General features: G+C 70.3%; 23 protein-coding genes. 12 read left to right on the top strand and 11 right to left on the bottom strand.

The window, feature by feature from the left end:
- Positions 1-6: 6 nt before the first annotated feature.
- On the bottom strand, positions 7-1092 hold the full coding sequence (gene dapE, locus Ate02nite_RS36340) for a succinyl-diaminopimelate desuccinylase (RefSeq protein ID WP_203812436.1): 1086 nt from the start codon (positions 1090-1092) through the stop codon (positions 7-9).
- Positions 1093-1153: 61 nt separating this feature from the next.
- Between dapE and dapD the strand changes: the two genes are divergently transcribed.
- Entirely contained in the window at positions 1154-2098 is a 945-nt protein-coding gene (gene dapD / locus Ate02nite_RS36335) for a 2,3,4,5-tetrahydropyridine-2,6-dicarboxylate N-succinyltransferase (RefSeq protein ID WP_203812435.1), read from the top strand.
- Here dapD and Ate02nite_RS36330 read toward each other — a convergent pair.
- Positions 2091-2897 (bottom strand): LysR family transcriptional regulator ArgP, encoded by an 807-nt coding sequence (locus Ate02nite_RS36330; protein ID WP_203812508.1) that lies wholly within the window; start codon positions 2895-2897, stop codon positions 2091-2093. The genes dapD and Ate02nite_RS36330 overlap by 8 nt on opposite strands.
- 79 nt (positions 2898-2976) lie before the next feature.
- On the opposite strand from Ate02nite_RS36330, the gene Ate02nite_RS36325 reads away from it, so the two are divergent.
- The 4 genes from Ate02nite_RS36325 to Ate02nite_RS36310 all read left to right on the top strand — a co-directional run bounded on the left by Ate02nite_RS36325 (position 2977) and on the right by Ate02nite_RS36310 (position 6281).
- Positions 2977-3573, top strand: coding sequence for a LysE/ArgO family amino acid transporter (locus tag Ate02nite_RS36325; RefSeq protein ID WP_203812434.1), 597 nt, complete (start codon positions 2977-2979; stop codon positions 3571-3573).
- Between the two features lie 44 nt (positions 3574-3617).
- Positions 3618-4655 carry a DNA polymerase III subunit beta family protein gene (locus tag Ate02nite_RS36320; protein WP_203812507.1) on the top strand — a complete coding sequence of 346 codons (1038 nt, stop codon included), beginning with the start codon at positions 3618-3620 and terminating at the stop codon, positions 4653-4655.
- A 124-nt stretch (positions 4656-4779) separates the two neighbouring features.
- Positions 4780-5544 (top strand): class I SAM-dependent methyltransferase, encoded by a 765-nt coding sequence (locus Ate02nite_RS36315; RefSeq protein WP_239147964.1) that lies wholly within the window; start codon positions 4780-4782, stop codon positions 5542-5544.
- Between the two features lie 29 nt (positions 5545-5573).
- Complete coding sequence (locus Ate02nite_RS36310; RefSeq protein WP_203812433.1) at positions 5574-6281, top strand: carbon-nitrogen hydrolase family protein; 708 nt, start codon at positions 5574-5576, stop codon at positions 6279-6281.
- Between the two features lie 3 nt (positions 6282-6284).
- Here the strand turns inward: Ate02nite_RS36310 and Ate02nite_RS36305 are convergent, their stop codons facing one another.
- Positions 6285-7013 carry a class I SAM-dependent methyltransferase gene (locus Ate02nite_RS36305; RefSeq protein ID WP_203812432.1) on the bottom strand — a complete coding sequence of 243 codons (729 nt, stop codon included), beginning with the start codon at positions 7011-7013 and terminating at the stop codon, positions 6285-6287.
- Positions 7014-7043: 30 nt separating this feature from the next.
- Here Ate02nite_RS36305 and Ate02nite_RS36300 point away from each other — a divergent pair, with 30 nt between their 5' ends.
- The 7 genes from Ate02nite_RS36300 (at position 7044) to Ate02nite_RS36270 (ending at position 12130) form a co-directional block, all read left to right on the top strand.
- The gene (locus tag Ate02nite_RS36300) at positions 7044-7433 is read left to right on the top strand and encodes a RidA family protein (protein WP_203812431.1); all 390 of its coding nucleotides are present in this window, start codon (positions 7044-7046) and stop codon (positions 7431-7433) included.
- Between the two features lie 432 nt (positions 7434-7865).
- Positions 7866-8357, top strand: a complete 492-nt coding sequence (locus tag Ate02nite_RS36295) for a hypothetical protein (RefSeq protein ID WP_203812430.1) — start codon at positions 7866-7868, stop codon at positions 8355-8357.
- 52 nt (positions 8358-8409) lie between these two features.
- On the top strand, positions 8410-8871 hold the full coding sequence (locus Ate02nite_RS36290; protein ID WP_203812429.1) for a hypothetical protein: 462 nt from the start codon (positions 8410-8412) through the stop codon (positions 8869-8871).
- Positions 8868-9554, top strand: a complete 687-nt coding sequence (locus tag Ate02nite_RS36285; protein WP_203812428.1) for a hypothetical protein — start codon at positions 8868-8870, stop codon at positions 9552-9554. The genes Ate02nite_RS36290 and Ate02nite_RS36285 overlap by 4 nt, the downstream gene beginning before the upstream one ends.
- A 398-nt stretch (positions 9555-9952) precedes the next feature.
- Entirely contained in the window at positions 9953-10453 is a 501-nt protein-coding gene (locus Ate02nite_RS36280; protein ID WP_203812427.1) for a hypothetical protein, read from the top strand.
- Between the two features lie 34 nt (positions 10454-10487).
- Entirely contained in the window at positions 10488-11111 is a 624-nt protein-coding gene (locus Ate02nite_RS36275) for a hypothetical protein (RefSeq protein ID WP_203812426.1), read from the top strand.
- 398 nt (positions 11112-11509) lie between these two features.
- Positions 11510-12130 carry a hypothetical protein gene (locus Ate02nite_RS36270; RefSeq protein WP_203812425.1) on the top strand — a complete coding sequence of 207 codons (621 nt, stop codon included), beginning with the start codon at positions 11510-11512 and terminating at the stop codon, positions 12128-12130.
- Position 12131: 1 nt separating this feature from the next.
- Here Ate02nite_RS36270 and Ate02nite_RS36265 read toward each other — a convergent pair whose 3' ends face one another.
- The 8 genes from Ate02nite_RS36265 to fdxA form a co-directional block, all read right to left on the bottom strand.
- Positions 12132-13538, bottom strand: a complete 1407-nt coding sequence (locus tag Ate02nite_RS36265; RefSeq protein ID WP_203812424.1) for a DUF4407 domain-containing protein — start codon at positions 13536-13538, stop codon at positions 12132-12134.
- Positions 13539-13595: 57 nt separating this feature from the next.
- Positions 13596-14228 (bottom strand): SIMPL domain-containing protein, encoded by a 633-nt coding sequence (locus Ate02nite_RS36260; protein WP_203812423.1) that lies wholly within the window; start codon positions 14226-14228, stop codon positions 13596-13598.
- Positions 14200-14760, bottom strand: coding sequence for a hypothetical protein (locus Ate02nite_RS36255; RefSeq protein WP_203812422.1), 561 nt, complete (start codon positions 14758-14760; stop codon positions 14200-14202). The genes Ate02nite_RS36260 and Ate02nite_RS36255 overlap by 29 nt, the downstream gene beginning before the upstream one ends.
- Positions 14761-14919: 159 nt before the next feature.
- Positions 14920-15990, bottom strand: coding sequence for a S8 family serine peptidase (locus Ate02nite_RS36250; RefSeq protein WP_203812421.1), 1071 nt, complete (start codon positions 15988-15990; stop codon positions 14920-14922).
- The gene (locus tag Ate02nite_RS36245; protein WP_203812420.1) at positions 15987-17477 is read right to left on the bottom strand and encodes a hypothetical protein; all 1491 of its coding nucleotides are present in this window, start codon (positions 17475-17477) and stop codon (positions 15987-15989) included. The genes Ate02nite_RS36250 and Ate02nite_RS36245 overlap by 4 nt, the downstream gene beginning before the upstream one ends.
- Positions 17474-17866 (bottom strand): hypothetical protein, encoded by a 393-nt coding sequence (locus tag Ate02nite_RS36240; protein WP_203812419.1) that lies wholly within the window; start codon positions 17864-17866, stop codon positions 17474-17476. The genes Ate02nite_RS36245 and Ate02nite_RS36240 overlap by 4 nt, the downstream gene beginning before the upstream one ends.
- A gap of 66 nt (positions 17867-17932) precedes the next feature.
- Positions 17933-19024: a succinyldiaminopimelate transaminase gene (gene dapC, locus Ate02nite_RS36235; RefSeq protein ID WP_239147969.1), complete on the bottom strand. Its 1092-nt coding sequence runs from the start codon at positions 19022-19024 to the stop codon at positions 17933-17935.
- Positions 19021-19344 carry a ferredoxin gene (gene fdxA / locus Ate02nite_RS49190; protein ID WP_239147963.1) on the bottom strand — a complete coding sequence of 108 codons (324 nt, stop codon included), beginning with the start codon at positions 19342-19344 and terminating at the stop codon, positions 19021-19023. The genes dapC and fdxA overlap by 4 nt, the downstream gene beginning before the upstream one ends.
- Positions 19345-19423: the final 79 nt, after the last annotated feature.

Below are 19423 nucleotides of genomic sequence, written 5' to 3'. Positions count from 1 at the left end.
GAGCGATCAGTCGGACAGATCGGCGGCGGCCAGCCAGCGGTGCAGCGTCGCGGCCCCGTCGCGGATCTTGCCGATCTCGACGTGCTCGTCCGGGGCGTGCGCCAGCAGCGGATCGCCCGGCCCGTAATTGAGCGCGGGGATGCCGAGCGCCGCGAACCGGGCCACGTCGGTCCAGCCCAGCTTGGCCGCCGGCTCGGCACCGACCGCGGCCAGGAACTCCCGGGCCGGCGCCGCGGTGAGACCGGGCAGCGCGCCGGGCGCCGAGTCGGTCAGCTCCAGATCGAACCCCTCGAAGACCTCGTGCACGTGCTCGAGGGCCTGCTTCTCGGTGCGGTCGGGCGCGAATCGCATGTTGACCTCGACGACGCACTCGTCCGGCACGACATTGCCGGCCACCCCACCCGAGATGCGAACCGCGTTCAGGCCTTCCCGATACGTACAGCCATCGATGGTGACCGTGCGGGGACGGTAATCCGAAAGGCGCCGCAGCACCTCGCCGGCCGCGTGGATCGCGTTGATCCCGCGCCAGGCGCGGGCCGTGTGGGCCCGCCGGCCGGCGGTGCGCACCTGCACCCGCAGCGTGCCCTGGCAGCCGGCCTCGACCACGCCGTAGGTCGGTTCGAGCAGCACCGCGAAGTCGGCGATCAGCCACTCCGGACGGGCCTCCGCGACCAGCGCGAGCCCGTTGTACTTCGACTCGATCTCCTCGGCCTCGTAGAAGAGGTAGGTGATGTCGTAGCCCGGCTCGGGCAGCGTGGCCGCCAGATGCAGGGCCAGGGCGACCCCGGACTTCATGTCGGAGGTGCCGCACCCATAGATAAGGTCATCGACTACAGTCGATGGAAAGTTGTTGTTGATCGGCACCGTGTCGAGGTGGCCGGCCAGCACCACCCGCTGTTCCCGTCCCAGATCAGTGCGCGCCATCACCGTGTTGCCGAGCCGATCCACACTCAGGTGCGGGGCTTCCCGGAGAACCTCTTCGACGTAGTCGGCGAGTTCCTTCTCGTTGCGGGACACGGACTGGACGTCGACCAGGGCGCGGGTGAGCTCCACTGGGTCGACCAATACGTCCGGGGTAAGCGGGTTGGCCATAGGGCGCACCATACCGGGCCAGGGTGAATGGGCTTCACCAGTTACCAGTAGGGTTCCCTCCGTGGACACCGCGACCTCGACCTCGCCCGCGTGGGGCATCGGCCTCGCCACCGTCACCGCCGACAATCAGGTGCTCGACACCTGGTTCCCGGAGGGTTTCCTCGGCCTGGGGGCCGAACCGGCCGAGCTGCCGGTCCTGCCGGCCGGGCTGACCGGCCCGCGCTCGCTGCCGGGCTTGGCCACCATTGAGGTACGCGTCACGATCGGCTCGCTGGCCGACCCGATCAAGGACGCCTCGGATGCCTACCTGCGCCTCCACCTGCTGTCGAACCGGCTGGTCGTGCCCAACTCGATCAACCTGGACGGCATCTTCGGCGCGCTGGCCAACGTCGCCTGGACCTCGGCCGGCCCGAGCCCGGCCGACCGGGTCGACGAGCTGCGCCTGATCGAGCGGGCGGCCGGTCGGCACCTGGCCGTCTACGGCGTCGACAAGTTCCCGCGGATGACCGATTACGTCGTGCCGTCCGGGGTGCGGATCGCCGACGCCGACCGGGTGCGGCTCGGCGCCCACCTGGCCGCCGGCACCACGGTCATGCACGAGGGCTTCGTCAACTTCAACGCCGGCACGCTGGGCACCTCGATGGTCGAGGGCCGCATCGTGCAGGGCGTGGTGGTCGGCGACGGCTCCGACATCGGCGGCGGCTCGTCCATCATGGGCACCCTGTCCGGCGGCGGAAAAGACCGGGTCAGCATCGGCGAGCGCAGCCTGATCGGCGCGAACGCCGGCATCGGCATCTCGCTCGGCGACGACTGCGTGGTGGCGGCCGGCATCTACATCACCGCCGGCACCAAGGTCACCCTGCCGGACGGCCGGGTGGTGAAGGCGCGCGAGCTCTCCGGGCAGAACAACCTGCTCTTCTGGCAGAACTCGGTGACCGGGGCGTTCGAGGTGCGGCCGCGCTCGGGCACCGGCATCGAGCTGAACGCCGCGCTGCACGCTAATTAAGGTGCTCTTCGGCGGCCGCCTTGACCGCCGCGGTCAGGTCGTTGAGCACCGCCGAGTCGATCTTCCAATACTGCCAGTAGAGCGGGACGTCGAGGTATTTGCCCGGAAATATCTCGACGTAGTGGCCTAGTGCGATGTCCTTGCGGGCGATCGGCTCCGGCACCATTCCCCAGCCCAGACCGAATCTGATCGCATCCACGAAAGCCGCCGCGGCGGGCACGTAGTGGATCGGCGGATCGATCTTGCGCCGCACCGAGGCCAGGAAGCGATGCTGAAGGCGGTCCTTGCGGTTGTAGACGATCATCGGCATGGCCGACAGGTCGGTGGACGGGCCGACCGCGAGGTATCGCATCGAACCCAGGGATTCGATCCGGCAACCCTGGACCGGGACCTGCTCGGCGGTCACCGCGGCCATCGCCGTTCCCGATCGCAGCAGGTCAGCGGTGTAATCCTGATCATCGGTGTGCAGCTCATACATCGGCCCGGTCACCGCGGCCAGCGCCGGCAGGAACCACAGGTACAGCGAGTCGGCGTTCACCACGATCGACACCCGGGTGCCGTCGCGCGCCTGGTCGAGGGCCTCCCGCTCGAGCAGCGCCACCTGCCCGGCGAAGCGGACCAGCGCCTCCCCCGCGGTGGTCGCCACGCACGGCTTGGCCCGCCGGACCAGGACCTGACCGACCGCGCTCTCCAGGGCCTTGATCCGCTGACTCACGGCCGAGGGAGTGACGTGCAACTGCCGCGCCGCCGCCTCGAAGCTACCGGTCTCGACCACGGCCTGGAAAGTCGCCAACTGCATCTGATCCACGTAAGAAAATCTAATCCAACGTCAAAATCTTTAGCTGGAGTACGCCGTGAGCAGCGCCTAGCGTCGAACCGTGCTCACCTCCGCGCTCGCCGGCTTCGTCGCCTCGGCCGTCCTGATCATCGCGATCGGCGCCCAGAACGCCTTCGTCCTGCGTCAGGGCCTGCGCCGCGAGCACGTCATCGCGGTGGTGGCCGTCTGCGCGCTCTCCGACCTGTTCCTGATCCTGGCCGGCATCGGCGGGCTGGGCGCGGTCGTCACCGCCCGCCCCGACGCGGTCACGGTGATCCGCTGGGTCGGCGCCGCCTTCCTGACGGCGTACGCCGTGCTGGCCGCGCGCCGGGCGATGCGCCCCGCCCGGCTCAGTCCCACCGAGCGCGCGCCCGCGACGCTCGGCGCGACCGTCCTGACCTGTCTGGCCCTCACCTACCTCAACCCGCACGTCTACCTCGACACCGTGCTGCTGCTCGGGTCGGTCGCGCAGCAGCACCCACACCGCTGGACCTTCGGGATCGGGGCCGCCGCGGCCAGCCTGGTGTGGTTCACCGCGCTCGGCGCGGGCGCGCACCGATTAGCCCCGCTGCTCGCCAAGCCGGCCGCCTGGCGGGTGCTCGACGGCATAATCTCGCTGGTCATGCTGGGGGTGGCGGTTAGCCTCTTGACTCTCTAGCAGGTCGAGACACCACAGTCGGCGGGGTGCGAGGAGTTCTTTACATGCGCGGCATCGGCGAGGTGGCCCGGCTCAGTGGCCTGTCGGTGAGTGCGCTGCGGTTCTACGACGGCGCCGGAGTGCTGGTGCCGGCCGAGGTCGATCCGACGACCGGCTACCGCCGGTATGCCGACGATCAGGTCCGGGCGGCCCGGCTGATCGCCGGGCTGCGCCGGGTGGGCATGCCAGTCGCCGAGATCGCGCAAGCGGTCCGCGACCTGGGTGACCCCGACTCGGTGCGGCGTCGGCTCGACCACCACCGGCGACGGCTCGAGGACGGTCTGGCCGATGCCAAGCGTGAACTCCTCCGCGTCCATGCCCTGCTCGACCTGGAGGAAAAACTGATGACCCGGATCACCCTGCCCGCCGCCGCGCTCGCCGCGAGTCTGAACGCCGTCCGGTTCGCCGCCGCCGACCCGGCCGGCCTGCTGCCCGGCGTGCTCTTCGAGACCGGCGACGGCGAGTTGACCCTGGTGGCGACCGACCGGTTCCGGATGGCCCTGGCCACCGTGCCGGCCGATATCGAGGGACCACCAGCAAGGCTGTCGTTGCCGGTCGACTTCGTCGACGAGTTGCGGTCACCGGCCACCGGCCCGGCGGTTCTCGACCTGGCGCCCGATGCGATCCGGGCCGAGGTGGGCGGCCGGGTCGTCGACGGCAAGCCGCTGCCGGTCGACTTCCCCGACTACCGCCGCCTGACCCAGTTGACCGAGCCGCTCACCCGGGTCACGGTCGACACCGCTGAGCTTCGGTCGATGCTGGCCGCGGCCCCGCCGGTGCAGCGGGAGCACGACGGCTCGGCCTACGAGGTCGCCATCCTCGGCCTCGACCAGGCCGGCAGCGTGCGGCTGGCGGCCGAGAGCGAGTGGGCGGCGGCCACCGAGCAGCACGTCGCGGTAAACCGCGAGTTTCTGCTGGAGGCGCTCGATGCCGGTGGGGCGGGACAACTCGTGCTGGACCTCGACGGCCCGATCAAGCCGCTCGCCCTGCGAGTCCCCGGCGACGACTCGCGCTTCTCGATTCTGATGCCCGTCCGCAACTGATCCGTGACGCGAGCCTCCTCTTGGGGGCTCGCGTCAGCGTGGATGCAATACCGTAACCATGTTTCGGGCTTGAGTCATGTCACATGACTGTCCGGCGCACAGGTCCGCTGGCTACCTTCGTCTGGTGCGCAGCGGGCAGCAGTTCGGCGACCCAGCCGACTCAACCATGACCGCCGCCGCCCTGACCGCCGCCGCCCTGGGCGAGCGAGCTACCGGCTGGGAGTTTGCCTGGCTGGATGGGCGGGCCGGCGGCCCGTCCTGGTCATACCCCGGTCTCGCCCGGGCTCTGCTGCGTCGCGCCGACTCATTACTCGATCTCGACACCGGCAGCGGCGAGTTGCTGGCCGAGTTGGCGCCACTTCCGGCGCACACTGTCGCCGTGGAGAGCTGGGCCCGCAACACCCCGGTCGCTCGCGACCGACTGTCCCCCTTCGGCGTCTCCGTCCGCACCGAGCTGCCCGGCGGCGAGGACGAGTTCGACGTCGTCCTCAGCCGGCACGGGCGGCTGCCCGCCGCCGACATCTTCCGCCTCCTGCGCCCCGGCGGCCGACTGCTCAGCCAGCAGGTCGGCAGCGACGACCTGGCCGGGCTCAACTCCGCGCTCGGCGCACCACCCGCTCATCTGCGGCCGTGGAATGCCGATCTAGCGGTCGCCTCCCTGGAGGCGGCCGGGCTCGAGGTCACCGACGTGCGCGAGGAGCGACCCACGGTCGCCTTCCGCGACGTCGGTGCGGCGGTCCGGCAACTGCGCGACCTGCCCTGGCAGATCAGGGACTTCACCACCCAGCGGTACGCCGAGGCGCTCGACCGCCTCGACACCTTCATCCGCCTGCACGGCGAGCTCACGGTCGCCGCCCATCGCTTCCTGGTCCAAGCAGTCCGCAGTTAGCCCCCGCCCCCCGGAAGAAAGATCGGCCCATGCGCTCCCTGATCATCGCCGTCGCTCAACCGCGAGTCGTAGCCCTCGACGTCGCCACGAACGCGACCATTCACGCCGCCGCCGTCCGCGCGGCCGCGGCCCGGGTGGTGGTCTTTCCCGAGCTGTCCCTGACCGGCTACGAGCTGGACGCGCCGCTGGTCTCGACCGACGACCCCCGACTCGCCCCGCTGGTCGCGGCGTGTGCGGCCACCGACACGATCGCCCTGGTGGGCGCGCCGATCGACGGCCCGTACATCGCGACGCTGGCCGTCGACGGGAACGGGGCCCGAGTGGCCTACCGCAAGCAGTACACGCACTCCAGCGAGGAACGCTTCCGGCCGGGTCCGGGGCCGGAGGTGCTCGAGGTGGACGGGTGGCGGCTCGGCCTGGGGATCTGCCGGGACACCGGCATCCCCGAGCACGTCGCGGAAACCGCCGCGCTGGGCATCGACGCGTACGTGGCCGGCGTGGTCGACTCGCCGGCCGGCGAACTGGTGGCGGCCGAGCGGGCCCGGCGCACCACCACGGAACACTCGGTGTGGGTGGCGTTCTCGTCCTTCGCCGGGCCGACCGGCGGCGGTTACACCGAGACGGCCGGTCGCTCCGGGATCTGGTCGCCGAACGGCACCGTGGCGGCCCGGGCCGGCCGCGCGGCCGGCGAGATCGCGCGGGCCACCATGGTCGCCGAGGAACTGGCCCGGCTCTAGGCCCTATCGCTTTTTACCCAGGACCAGGCTGGTACGCAGGTCCAGGGTGATCTCCCCGCCGAAACTGTCGAGCAGCGCGCCGAGCTCCCGCAGAGCGCGTTGCCGAACCTCCGGCGAGTGCCGCCGGAACGGCGAGAACGTCTGCATCAGGGCCAGATAGCGGTCCCGGTCGAAAACCGGATATCGGTGCCAGCGCCGCTCCTCGACGTCGGACCAGAGGCCGGCCGCGGTCACGTCATCGAGCACCCAGTGCTCCTCCCGCGCCACGACGTCCGGATCGAGCCGGTTGAGCAGCTCGTCGATCGCCGCTTCCTGGGCCGGGTCGGCGTACCCGTACCGGTGGTAGAAGATCGCCAGCGTGCCGCCGTCGCGCAGCGCAACCCACGCCCGGCTGTTCCTCGTCTCCCGGTCCATCCAGTGCCAGGCCATCGCGCAGGCGATCAGGCCGGGTTTCTCGGTGGGTTGCCAGGCTTCGAAGGTGCTGGTCACCACCTCGGCGGCCGGGAAGTTGGCGGCCAGGACGGCGGCCATCCGCGGATCGGGCTCGATCGCGGTGAGCGGCGCACCGAGGCGTAACAGCAGCTCGGTGCCCTTGCCGGTGCCGGCTCCCAGCTCGACGACGCTCGGCGGCGGGCCGCCTGCGTAGTCCAGGATCGCCTGGCGCACCTCGTCCGGATAACCGGGCCGGACGTCGTCGTAGATCGATGCCACCTCGCCGAAGACCAAGGTCATGGCCCGACGGTAGCGGCTAGGCTGCGTCGCATGCAGCACCACATCCGGCCCGCGGGTGCTCCGCCGACCAACGGGTACAGCCACGCGGTGAGCGTCACCGGCACGTTGGTGCTGGTCTCCGGGCAGGTGCCGCTGGATGCCTCGGGCCGGCTGGTCGGTTCGGACGACGCCGGGGAGCAGACCCGGCAGGTGTTCCGCAACATCGTCGCGGTGCTGGCCGACGCGGGCGCCACCATGGCCGACGTGGTGAAGCTGACCGTGTTCCTCACCAACATGTCCGACCTGTCGGCGTTCCGCGCCGCCCGCGACGAGTTCATCGATCCGGAGCGGCCGCCGGCCAGCTCCCTGGTCCAGGTGAGCGGGCTCGTCCACCCGGGTTTCCGGGTCGAGATCGAAGCGGTCGCGGCGCTGCCCGCCTGACAGAGGCTTCAGCCGTACGCATCTTTTTGGCTCGGTAGTGGAAGTTTTTCTTTCCGGCCCATTGGTAATGCGATTAAATCGATCTTAAATTCACGTTGGCGGCCCGGTTTCGACGTTGTTGATCTCAGGATGTCACGGAGGCGTGGCCTTCGACTGCTAGCGCGCGTACCCGCTGGTCAGTGGTGTTGCGGCGCGCGCTTGATCGCTTGAGTGGGCCGATCTTTCCGGCTGATTTTCCTCGTTCGAGGTAATCCGGACGGCCGCTTCGCTTGGCGCTGCGTTTCGAACAGAAGCACGGATGCACTATCGCCGTCCGGTTCGGATTCGGTCATCTTTATCGCAGCGCCGGAACGCCGCCAAGCCCCGGCCACACAATTCTGAAGCCGTAATGCGTTACCTGACCGTTCCTGGAGGAAGTTCCTCATGCGCAAGATGACCAAGCGTTCCGTCGCCACTCTCGCCGGCGTTGCTCTCGCCGTCACCGGCGGCACCGCCGCCTTCGCCTACGCCAGCGGATGGTTCAACGGCGAAGGCAGCACCGTGGCGGCGCAGAGCTCGGAGATCAAGCCGGTACAGGCCATCGCTACCGCGGCTGGCAACCTCTGGCCGAAGCACTCGGTCGACGCCAGCGTGACGGTCGGCAATTACAACGAGTACAAAGTAATTGCCAAGACGGTGAAGGCCGGATCGGTCAAGGTCAAGGCCTACAACACCCCGACCGACACGGTCCCGGTCAACACCTGTAACGAAACGAACGCCGACATCTCCCTCGGCGACCCGACCGACACGACGATCAACCCCACCTCATGGTCGACCCAGGCCGACTGGATCGGCTTCGTCACGATGGGCGAGAACGCCTCTCCGGACTGCGCCAACAAGGTCCTCAAGATCACCTTCACGCTCGACGGTGAACTCCTCCCCTGATCCGCCCGGTGGGGCCGAGTGCGCCCCTGCCAACCGCCTTGGAGTTCGAAGCGTGAAATGGCGAACGTCTCTCACCAGCCTGGTGCTTGTCGGCCTGACCCTCGTCACCGTGGGGCCGCCGTCGCAGGGTGAGTTCGACGCCGCGCAGTTGGTCCTGACCGGCCACGACGGTCGTACTCCGAGCCGCTTCTCGGTCGAGGGCACCCCGATCCAGGGCCTCTTCCCGGGTGCGGTTCGGAGCGTCCGGCTGACCGTCGTCAATCCGGAGCGGTTCGCGCTCCGGATCGAGCGGCTCACCGGCCGGACCGTCGCCACTTCGCGTCGCGGATGTCCGGTATCCGGGCTGCGGGTGACCGGTTATGAAGGGAAACTGCCGGTCCGGGTTCAGGCTCGCGGCCGCACCAGACTGCCGGGGGTACTCGTCGTGACCATGCCGCGGAACACCACACCGAAGTGCGCGGAGACCCGGTTCGTCATCGAGTTCCTGGCCGTCGGCACCCGGGTCGGCCGATGAGGAGGATCGCCACCTACCTGGTCGTCGGCGGCACGGTCGGCGCGCTGGGAGTGGCCGGCACGATGTTCGCGTACGCGAACTGGACCGTCCCGAGTCAGCAGATCACCATTCGGGTCCGCACGGAGAAGATGCCGCGCGGCGTCACCCCGAGCGCGGCCAAGCAGGGCGGCGATGCCGTCGTGAGCTGGAGCGCGCAGGAGATCGACCCCGGCTCGAAGATGGACCACTACATCGTGACGGCGCACAGCGTCGAGGTTCCGCCGCTCCCGGACATCACGCGCACGGTGACCGCAACCGGCGGTGCGGCCGAGACGGTCACCTTCGGTGCCGCCGAGGTGGCCGGGGGCAAGTGGTACTGGACGGTCGTGCCGAAGCTTCACCTCTGGGCGGGCACGGAGAGCGGCAAGAGCCAGCGCCTCAAGTTCCCCGGCACCCCGGCGGCCCCAGCGGCCCGTTCGGCCGGCACGGCGACGACACCGACTACGGCGGCCGGCGAACCGGCTGACGGTGCCGAAGCCCAGCCGGCCGCGACGACCCCACCGGCCGCGACCACGCCGACGACCGCACCGACCGTCGCCGCCGTACCGAGCGAGGCCGCGACAACCACGCCCGCGGCGACGCCGACGACTACCCCACCGGCCGACGGGCCGACACCGACCGAAACGGTAACCACCGGTCCTTGATGGGGGCCGGTGACAGTTCGAGCCTCCGGCGAGGTCCCGCGCCGGGGGCTCGAACCAGGTGTGGCTTCGACAGAGGCATAGAACGCATGCATCTTTCAGGCGGACATCCCGGCGAACGGCTGAGCGGCGGCTGACCACTTAGGACTTTTCCTGACCGAAGACCGCCCCGAACTATTCCTGGAATTCGTGCGTAACCCCAGGTGGGCAACACTTTCCCAGGTATACACATCGATGGTGAACAGTGTCCTAGATCGCCCGAACGGTCATTTCCGGGCGCCTCCGGGGTCGCCTGGGCCGCACGTACGCCCTATCGCGAAGTTATTTCGATTCGACGATGTTGGTGCGCAGCGCCGGACCAGTCGAATGGCGTCCGCTCATCGTCCCGGAGGAACCAGATCATGGGTAAGAACACCAAGCGCTCCGCAGTCGTCGCCGGCGTCGCCGCCGTCCTCATCGGTGGTGGCGCCGCCGCCTGGGCCTTCACCGGCTGGAACGTCGACGGCTCGGGTACGGCCGAGGCCGACGCCGCCCAGATCAAGCCGCTCACCGCCACGGCTTCGCTGGGCGCCAACCTGTACCCGGGCCGCAAGACCAAGATCACCTTGAAGGTCGACAACCCGAACGAGTTCCCGGTCACCCTCACCGGCGCTCTCACCCCGGGATCCTTCGAAGTCAGCAAGGGCGGGACCGTCGAGGCCAACAAGAAGTGCTCCGACGAGCTCAAGACGACCGGCATCAACGTGGTCGAGCCGGTGGTCTTCCCGGGCAAGCCCGCCGTCCCGGCGGAGAAGAGCACGACGGTGGACACCGATATCACCATCAAGGACCTGCCGCAGTCCTGCGCCGGCCTGCACGTCAAGGCGAACTTCACCTTCACCGCCGCTCAGACGGCTGTCTGAGCAGGCCCGGCCGAGGTCTCGACCCGGAGAAACGATGAAGCCCGGCGGGAAACCCCTGGTCATCGCCGTGATCGCGGTGGCCCTCGGTGCAGGCGGCACCGCGTTCGCGTACGCCGGAGGCAGCTGGACGGTCCCCGGCCAGGCGGCGATGACCGCGAAGGTGGCCGGCATGCCGCGCGGCGTGGTTCCGAGCGCCGCCAAGCAGGGCGACCGGGCGGTGATCAGCTGGAGCGCTCAGGAGATCGGGGACGGCGTGCTGATGGATCACTACGTGGTCACCGCGCACCATGTCGGCGAACCGCAGCGGCCGGACATCACCCGGAAGGTGGCGGCGAGCGGTGAGGCGACCGAGGTGGTCACCTTCGGTGCGGCCGAGCTGGTGGGTGGCCGGTGGTACTGGACGATCATGCCGCTCTATCGGGGTTGGACCGGCGCGGTCAGCGGTAGGAGCCAGCGACTCCGGTTCACCGCGGCCCCACCGGCGGATACCGCCGATGCACCGGCGGCCGCGCCGGAACCACCGATGATCACCACCGCACCGGCCACCACCGCGCCGGCCACCGAAGAGCCGATCGTGACCACCCCCGAAACGACGCCGGCCACCACCGAGCCGGCCGAGGCGCCGACGCCTGAGGAAACCGAAACAACTGATTCTTGATCCGGGTAAGAAATGGTCGAGCCCTCGGCGGGTCCCGCGCCGGGGGCTCGATCTATCTGTTCGGCGCGTCCGGATTAGGCCGAGTGGCCGTGGTGGTCTTCGGGCTCATTTTTCGGCGACCCCGGGCCGACGTCGGGCCGGAATGCCTGCCCAACCGATCGTGGAAAGCGTAAGCGCTGGTCAGAGCACACGGGGTGGGTATCCCCCGTTGGAGTTAAGCCGGACAGTCCCACCTGTGCGATGTATGCGCGCACAACGGCGAACGGAATCCCGATCACACGACCAGGGGTCGTCGGGGAACGTTGAACAACCAGTCCCAGCCGGTCTGGAAAGGAGGAACTCGTCCGCATGCGAATGCTCAGCAGACGGCTCGCCACGCTCATTCTTGAGGCAATGTCATGAAACCGTCGGATTCGGCGGTTCGGGAACCAGGCGGCGATCCGTCCGGCCACATCGAATTGCGGCCGGACGATCACGAGGAGCCGACCTGGGAGGTACGCCCGGTCCGCGCTCAGCGACGGCCCCGGCTGAACCGGCGGACCAGGGCGATCCTGTCGGCGGCGGCCGCCGCCGCGGTCGTGGTCAACGCGGGCGCGGCCTGGGTGTATTGGCAGATCACCGGGTCCGAGACCGGGCAAACCGGCGACGGTACGGCGATCGAGCTCGCGCTGCGTGCCCGCTCCGACCTCAACCGGCCGATGCTGCGGGGCCAGGAGGGCAACCTCACCGTGACGGTGACAAACGACTTCGACTTCCCGATCCGGATCACGGCGATCACGGCGGGTGCCGGCAATGTCGTCGCCGACACCGAACATCGGGACGCGGGGTGCCGGGACGCGCGGGTGGAGATCACCCGGGATCGGTTCCCGGTGTCCTGGGAGGTGCCACGCAACACGATCGGCGCGTTCACCATCCCGGGCGCGCTGAGCCTGGCCAGTGATGCGGCCGAGGTCTGCAGCGGCGCGATCTTCACGGTTCCGATCCAGGCTTCGGGGGTACGGCTGGCGGCCACCGACTGAGCTACACCTGGCGGTAGTGCCGGCCGTGCCCACCGGCCGGCAACACGCGGACGTCCTCGTCGACGATCACCGGCGTACGGATCGAGCGACGGTGCCGTCCGTTGGGAACGGGCTCCCGCTCCTCTTCCTCCGGCTGGGGCGACAGCAGCTCGCCGTGCAGCGGGTGGTGATGACGGCCGCCGTGCGCGGTCAGCCTGCGCACCTCCTCGGGCACCACCACCGACATTCGCAGGACCGCGCTGGCCCGCTCGGCCGACTCACGGGCGACCTGCTCGTCGTTGGCCGCGGCCTCGATGCCCTCGGTCACCACCTTCGCCATCGCGGCGCCGTACGTGCGGGCATCCTGGATCCCGCGCTCGTGCAGCAGCGCGGCCTCGTGCTCGGTGCGCCGGGCGATGCGGGCCTCGTTGCGCTCGTACGCGTTGCCGCGGGAGACGAACTTGAGCCCGACCGCCGCGCAGTCCAGCGCGACCAGCAGCAGCGTGATGCCCAGGTAGAAGACGCCGACGCCCCAGAAGTCGCTGGTCACCAGGTGCCACATGGCGGCGGTGCGGGCGCCGAACCCGGCGTCGGACTTGACCGCCTTGTTGTTTGTCGTCCGCTGCTCGCTGATTTGCCGGGTCAGGGCGGCCTGCTCGTCGGCGCGAGCATCGCGGGCCGCGCGCTGGGTGTCGAGCAGCGTCCCGGCCTGCTTGTCGAGGACCGACGCCTGGTCGTCGAGGCCGCGGGAGCGCCGCACTAGCTGATCGCAGTAACCGCCGGCCGGGCAGCCGGTGTTGCGGGACACGCCCTCGCCGGCCGAGTCGTCGACGGCCTGCTGGTAGAGCAGGCGGGCGTCCTGACGTTTCTGCGCGGCCCGGGCGGTGAGATCGCGGACCGCCGCGTCGTCGGCCGAGGTCTCCTGCTTGAGCTGGTTGAGCCGGGTCGTCCAGGTGCCGATCACGCCGTCCGTGTCGATCCGGGTGAGCTGCTGGTTGTGCACCTCGTTGAGGCGGGCGTCGATCTCACCCTGGTAGCGGGCGAGCATCAGCGGCTCGGTGATCAGCACCGCGAAGAGCAGGGCCAGGCCGAGCCGGCCGAGGTACAGGCCGGCGGTGGGCTTGCGCAGGAACTCCTGCGGATCGGCGGATTCCAGCTTCTCGTAGCTGATGCCGACCCGGCCCACGACGGCCCGGTCGTACGCCACCACGCCGGCGGCGATCATCGGGCCGACCAGCCAGCGGTACCACGGTTGCTGGTAGTTTGAGCTGGCGTCGATGAACGCGGCACCGCCGACCGTGGCGTACACGAAGTACAGCAGGATGAATACGCCAACCGCGGAGTAGAGGACCCGGTCGGTGTGCGTGATGACACTTTCCGGATTGACGTTCGCCACCCGCAGCAGAACGTCTCGGCGACCCTTCGGCATGCAGCCGAGTCTTACCGATCATTCCGATGCATGCGGACAAAACCGAATTTTACTTATTTATGCAGACAGGTCGGGATCGGTGATCGTTACCCGGACGATGACTGACGCCTGCACCGTCTGCACCTGTGGATCCAGCTGTAACGCCTCGTCGGTGGCCATCGCCGCCCGGGCCATCATCGGATGGAACCCGCCACCCCCGGCAAGCTCGTCGGAGATCTCCACCAGACGGTCGACCCGGCTGCCGACGGCCGCCGCATATTCCCTCGCCCGGTCCAGGGCGTCGGCGATCGCGGCCCGGCGCACCTCGGCCCCGGCCGTGCTCCCCGGCCGCATCTGCCACCACGGGCCGGACAACGACGCCTGCTCGAGGCCGGCGAGCCGGGGCAGCATCTCGCCGAGCGCCGTGAAGTCGGCGACCGTCACCGTGGTGCCGGTGCTGCCGGTCCAGGCGACCGGACGGTCGCCGGCCTTCTTGAACTCGGGAAAGACCTGCACCGCGGTGGTCTCCCGGCGCTCGATCGCCTCGCCGTAGCCGTCCAGCTCGGCGCGAAGCACCGCCGCGCGCTCGGTGAGGTGGGCCAGGACGGCGTCCTTGTCCCGGCCCCGGGCGGTCACCGTCACGGCGAAGACCGCCAACTCGGGCGGCACCTCGCGGATCGCCTCACCGCGTACCACGATCGTCGGTTGCATGCCCCGACGTTAGCGCCATCAGCACCTCACGCGCGTCGGCCACCAGCCGGTCGGTGTCGGGCACCCCGGTCACCTCGGCCCGGTCGATCCGGCTGCCCCGCACATGCAGGCGAAACAGCCCGTGCGTCCCGGTGATCACCCGCGCGGCGGGCGGCTCCGGATCGGCGTCGGCGATCAGCCGGCTGGCCTCGGCGATCCGGCCCCGGGCCGCGTCGAGGAAGGCAACGTTACCGACCGTATGTTGCTCAACGACAAGTATCGATGACGGAGTGTGACCATGGCGGCGCAGGATCATCGGCACCAGGGCCGCCTTCAACCGGGCCGTCGCCAGCGCCTCGAGGAGCGCGTCGGCCACCCCGGCCGGGCCCAACGCCAGCCACCAGGCCGGATGCAGGCCGATATCGACGAACCGACCGACCTCATCGACCACGGCAAATGCCGTGCCGGTGCGGTCCGGACCGGTGATCCGGTCGAACCGTGGCGGTGGCCCTCCCCCAGGCACCTGCGCCGCCAGCTGTTCGACCTCGGTCATGAATTGATGTGCGTCCCCGATTCGCGCATCGTCACGTTCAGATTGGACAGACGGAAACACCGAAGATCCCCCCGATCTCAGCGGCACTGAGAGTAACGCACGGCGGGCCACCCGTACGACCCTCGGATGCGAACCGTTCGTGCCAAATCTCGGGGTCGATCAGGTGTTTCGGCGGGCCCGCACGATCATGAAGGCGGCCACCGCGAGAATCAGCAGCAGAACGCCGATGGCCACCGTCAGCAGCGGAGGAAACCCCTGGTCAGCAGTGTCCGGAGTGGAGCTGACCGGCTGGGTGACCGGTGCGGCGGCGGACGCGCTCGGCGAGGTGCGCGGGGCGGTGAGGGCCGCGATCAGGTTCAGCTGCCCGTACCCGTAGTAGTCGTCCCGGCCCTTCTCACCACGGTCGGTAGCGGTCGACGTCAGCCGGTCGACCACCTCGGATGCCGGCATGTCCGGGTAGCGGGCCCGGATCAGCGCGGCCGCGCCGGCCACCAGGGCCGCGGACGAACTGGTGCCGTCGGCCACCGCGTACTTCCCGCGCGGCTGGGCCACCGGCAGGCCGGTGCCGTAGGCGACCAGGTCGGTCTCCGGGCCATGATTGGAGTATTTGGCGATCTGGTCGGTCCGGTCGACCGCACCGACCGCGAGCACCCCGCGCAGCGAGGCCGGCTGGCCGACCCCGGTGTTCTCATTGCCGGTGCAGGCCACGACCACCACGTCGGCGGCGACCGCCTCGTCGATCGCCTGCTGCACCGAGCCGGTCGAGTCCAGCTCGAACGACATGTTGATCACCTTGGCGCCGTTCTGGACCGCCCACCGGATGCCCTCGGCCACCAGCACCGCGTCGTAGATCGGCCGGATCGGCATCACCTTGCTCTTCGGCGCGATGCCGAGCAACCCGGCACCGCTGCCGTGGCCACGCCCGGAGATCAGCACCGCGGTACCGGTGCCGTGCCCCTGCGGGTCCAGGTTGTCGTCCGCCTTGTCCAGGGCCATGTTCCGGCCGGGCACGGTGGCGCCGGCCAGGTCGGGATGCCGGGTGTCGACCCCGGTGTCGAGCACCGCCACGATCACGCCGTCGCCGCCCCGGCCCAACTCGGCCGCCTGGGCGGCCTTCATCGGCTCGAGGTACCACTCGGCGTCGCGCTGCGCGTCGGCCCGCGCCGGGACCGCGGTCACCAGGACAGCGAGCAGGGCGGCCGCGAGCGCGGCGACGCTCCGGCGGATCACCCGCGGCGGCCGATCACGTTGGGGCCGGGGTCGTGCCGAGGCTCCTCGGTGGACGGACGAATCACCGGGGCGACGCCCTCGGCGACCTCCCACGGGTTGTCCGGGTCGAAGCCGACGGTGTCGTCGTCGCCGCGGGCCCGGCGGTTGGCCCGGCCGGGTGCGCCGGGCGAGCCGGCTGCGCCGGCGCCGACTCCGGCTCCGGTCCGGCGGTTCGGTCCGACCTCGTCGTCGGACAACCAGGCCGGGCGGGGTACGCCACCCGAACGGCTCCCGCCGCGGGCGCCCCGGATCCCCTCGCCCTCGACGCCCAGCCCGCCGACCCGGCCCGACGTGCGGCCCCGCGCTCCGGCACCGCCACGAGCCCCGCCACCGGGCAGGCCCCGGCCGCCGGCACCACCACCGGATATGCCACGACCGCCCAGACCGCCTGACGCACCTCGGCCGCCGATACCACCGCCGGTCCCGCCCCGACCGGTGGCGGCCTCGCCGATGGTCGCGCCGGACGGCCGCGGGCCGCTGCGCGCGGACCGGCCGCCGCTCGGGGTGATCGGGCCGCCGCCACCGGTGGGCAGCAGGCCGGGGAGCAGCGGATTACCGCCGGTGGACGGCAGCGGGCCACCACCGCCGCCGCCGGGAAGTCCGATCGAGGGGCCGGTGCCGGGCACCACCGGCGGCTGGCCGGGGGTGATCACGCCGGCCAGGTCGGGGCCCCCGCCACCGCCGGTGCTCACACCCGTACCCCCGCCGCTGCCGACTCCGCCGGCGCCGGGTCCGCTGCCGCCACCACCCACGGGGTCGGCAGCGTCGCTGCCGGATGGATCATCCGGGAGCGTGGGATCCTGGCCCGGCAGGGGTGGCACCGGGTCGTGCGGGACCGTGACGTTGAGGCCCCGATCGATTCCGCTGCCGCCCTTGGGCTGGTCGGGCTGGCCGGGCTGGACCACGGCGCTGCGTTCACCCTCGATGATCAGTTCGTACTTCTCCGGGACCTTGAGCTGGGCGACCGCGTCCTCCACCGTCCGCTCGGCGGTGATCATCGCGGCTCGGGCCTTCTCGTCGATCTCGTCCTCGGCGCCGTCCCACCAGCGCGGCACCAGGTCGTCGCTCTTGTCCTTGTACTGCTCCCAGAGCGGCTGGATCTCGCTCTTCGCGGTCTGCAGCGCGTTGAGGATGTTGTCCAGCCCGCTGGCCGTGGTGTCGGCGTCGGCCGAGGCGAGGTCGAGCCGCTTGATCAGGATGTCGAGTTCGTCGAGGAAGGCAGCGGCCGACTCGTTCTCGTCCGGCGGCCAGGCGGCGGCCAGATCGGCGCGGGCGGTCAGCAGCGCCGCCCGCTGGCTGCGCACCGAACCGGCGAGGGTGCGCCAGGCACTGACCTGGGTGCGGCCGGGCCCGTCGTCCTCGTTCATCACCATCGACCACAGCCGGGGCGTGTTGAAAGCTCCCCAGTTGGTGCACCATCCGCTGGTCAGCACGGGTTCGCCGGTCATGCCGCACTCTCCCCGTCGGCCGGGGCGCGCCGCTGCCGGGCCTCGACCACGGCCTGGTCGAGGAGGGTGCGAATCTCGGTGGCGCGCTGGGCGGCCCGGCCGTCGGTCTCGTCCATCGCCTTGGCGACCTTGCCCGCGGCCAGTGCCAGCACCTCGGCGGCATCCAGATAGGCCTGGACGTTGGCGGTCGAGGCCAGCAGGCTGTCCCGGTAGCGCTGCTTGGCGGCGAACACCGCGCCGCTCGCATTGCTGCTGCCGAACTCGACCCCGGTCGAAAGATCCACTCGTGCCCGGGAGTAACCGTTCCCGAGCGTGCTCGTCGTGTCGTTCTGCACCTGGTCGGAGAACTTGGTCAGCCCGTCCGTCTCGACGCGAACCCCGTCAGCCACGATCGCCTCCCCGCAGCGTCGTTCCGTGCCCCGAGGGTAGCGATGCTTGTCGACGTGAGCCAGGCGCTAAGTCGTCAGGCGGGTCACCGCGGCGGCCACCCGTTCATCGGTGGCGGTCAACGCGATGCGCACCTGCTGGGCCGCGGCCGGCCCGTAGAACGCGCCGGGAGCAGCGAGAATGCCACGCTCGGCGAGCCAGTCGACGGTCTGCCAGCACTCCTCGCCACGGGTCGCCCACAGGTAGAGGCCGGCCTCCGAATGGGTGATCTCGAAGCCCGCCTTGACCAGGGCGGTGCGCAGGGTGTCACGCCGCGCCGCGTATCGCTCGCGCTGCTCGTCGACGTGCGTCTCGTCGCCGAGCGCCGCGATCATCGCGGCCTGCACCGGGGCCGGCAGGATCATGCCGGCGTGCTTGCGGACGGCGAGCAGCTCACCGATCAGCGCCGGATCGCCGCCGACGAACCCGGCCCGGTAACCGGCCAGGTTGGAGCGCTTGGACAGCGAGTGCACGGCCAGCACCCCGGTGTAGTCGCCGCCGGTCACCGCGTCGTCGAGCACCGACACCGGCCGGGTCTCCCAGCCCAGTGCCAGATAGCACTCGTCGCTGGCCACCACCGCACCGCGCTCGCGGGCCCAGTCGACCACCTTGCGCAGGTGCTCGGCGGGCAGCACCCGGCCGGTCGGGTTGGACGGCGAGTTGACCCAGACCAGCTTGACCCGGGCCGGACCGACCGCGGTGAGCGAGTCGGAGCGCACCACGGTGCCGCCGGCCAGCAGGACGCCGACCTCGTAGGTCGGGTAGCAGACCGACGGGATCACCACGGTGTCGCCCGGGCCCACGCCGAGCAGCGTGGGCAGCCAGGCGACCAGTTCCTTGGACCCGATGGTGGGCAGCACACCCAGCTCACCGGACGCACCGCAGGACCGGGCCAGCCAGCCGGCGATGGCCGCGCGCAGCGCCGGGGTGCCCGCGGTCAGCGGGTAGCCCGGCGCGTCCGACGCGTCGGCCAGCGCACGGCGGATCAGCGCGGGCACCGGATCGACGGGCGTGCCGACCGAGAGGTCGACGATGCCGTCGGGGTGCGCGCCTGCCTTGGCCTTCGCCGGCTCCAGCAGGTCCCAGGGGAAGTCCGGTAGAGCCGACGCGCGAGCGCTCAGTGGTCGCCCCGGGGCGGCTGCGCGATGATGAATGTGGCGTCCTTGTCGACCTTGCCGAGCTTGGCGGCACCACCGGGCGAACCGAGATCCTCGAAGAACTCGTAGTTCGCGTTGGTGTAGTCCTTCCACTGCTCCGGCACGTCGTCCTCGTAGAAGATCGCCTCGACGGGGCAGACCGGTTCACAGGCCCCGCAGTCGACGCACTCATCGGGGTGGATGTAGAGCATCCGGTTGCCCTCGTAGATGCAGTCGACCGGGCATTCCTCGATGCATGCCTTGTCGAGCACATCGACGCACGGCTCAGCGATGATGTAGGTCACGGGTCTTTCCCTCCAAAGCCACGCCGCAAGAACAGTCGGCGACAGTTGCAGAGCCTAGTATCTCCGCCGAAGGAGGTGA

It is taken from the genome of Paractinoplanes tereljensis (assembly GCF_016862435.1).
Taxonomy (GTDB): Bacteria; Actinomycetota; Actinomycetes; order Mycobacteriales; family Micromonosporaceae; genus Actinoplanes; species Actinoplanes tereljensis.
Note: the sequence above shows the minus strand (reverse complement) of the source record. Positions and strands in the feature narration are given on the sequence as shown.

What these genes read in the sequence shown, in the direction of transcription:
- dapE (WP_203812436.1), bottom strand. Translation starts at nt 1,092, where the DNA reads ATGGCCAACCCGCTTACCCCGGACGTATTGGTCGACCCAGTGGAGCTC.
- Ate02nite_RS36330 (WP_203812508.1), bottom strand. Translation starts at nt 2,897, where the DNA reads ATGCAGTTGGCGACTTTCCAGGCCGTGGTCGAGACCGGTAGCTTCGAG.
- Ate02nite_RS36320 (WP_203812507.1), top strand. Translation starts at nt 3,618, where the DNA reads ATGCGCGGCATCGGCGAGGTGGCCCGGCTCAGTGGCCTGTCGGTGAGT.
- Ate02nite_RS36310 (WP_203812433.1), top strand. Translation starts at nt 5,574, where the DNA reads ATGCGCTCCCTGATCATCGCCGTCGCTCAACCGCGAGTCGTAGCCCTC.
- Ate02nite_RS36305 (WP_203812432.1), bottom strand. Translation starts at nt 7,013, where the DNA reads ATGACCTTGGTCTTCGGCGAGGTGGCATCGATCTACGACGACGTCCGG.
- Ate02nite_RS36300 (WP_203812431.1), top strand. Translation starts at nt 7,044, where the DNA reads ATGCAGCACCACATCCGGCCCGCGGGTGCTCCGCCGACCAACGGGTAC.
- Ate02nite_RS36295 (WP_203812430.1), top strand. Translation starts at nt 7,866, where the DNA reads ATGACCAAGCGTTCCGTCGCCACTCTCGCCGGCGTTGCTCTCGCCGTC.
- Ate02nite_RS36285 (WP_203812428.1), top strand. Translation starts at nt 8,868, where the DNA reads ATGAGGAGGATCGCCACCTACCTGGTCGTCGGCGGCACGGTCGGCGCG.
- Ate02nite_RS36280 (WP_203812427.1), top strand. Translation starts at nt 9,953, where the DNA reads ATGGGTAAGAACACCAAGCGCTCCGCAGTCGTCGCCGGCGTCGCCGCC.
- Ate02nite_RS36275 (WP_203812426.1), top strand. Translation starts at nt 10,488, where the DNA reads ATGAAGCCCGGCGGGAAACCCCTGGTCATCGCCGTGATCGCGGTGGCC.
- Ate02nite_RS36270 (WP_203812425.1), top strand. Translation starts at nt 11,510, where the DNA reads ATGAAACCGTCGGATTCGGCGGTTCGGGAACCAGGCGGCGATCCGTCC.
- Ate02nite_RS36265 (WP_203812424.1), bottom strand. Translation starts at nt 13,538, where the DNA reads ATGCCGAAGGGTCGCCGAGACGTTCTGCTGCGGGTGGCGAACGTCAAT.
- Ate02nite_RS36260 (WP_203812423.1), bottom strand. Translation starts at nt 14,228, where the DNA reads ATGCAACCGACGATCGTGGTACGCGGTGAGGCGATCCGCGAGGTGCCG.
- Ate02nite_RS36255 (WP_203812422.1), bottom strand. Translation starts at nt 14,760, where the DNA reads ATGACCGAGGTCGAACAGCTGGCGGCGCAGGTGCCTGGGGGAGGGCCA.
- Ate02nite_RS36245 (WP_203812420.1), bottom strand. Translation starts at nt 17,477, where the DNA reads ATGACCGGCGAACCCGTGCTGACCAGCGGATGGTGCACCAACTGGGGA.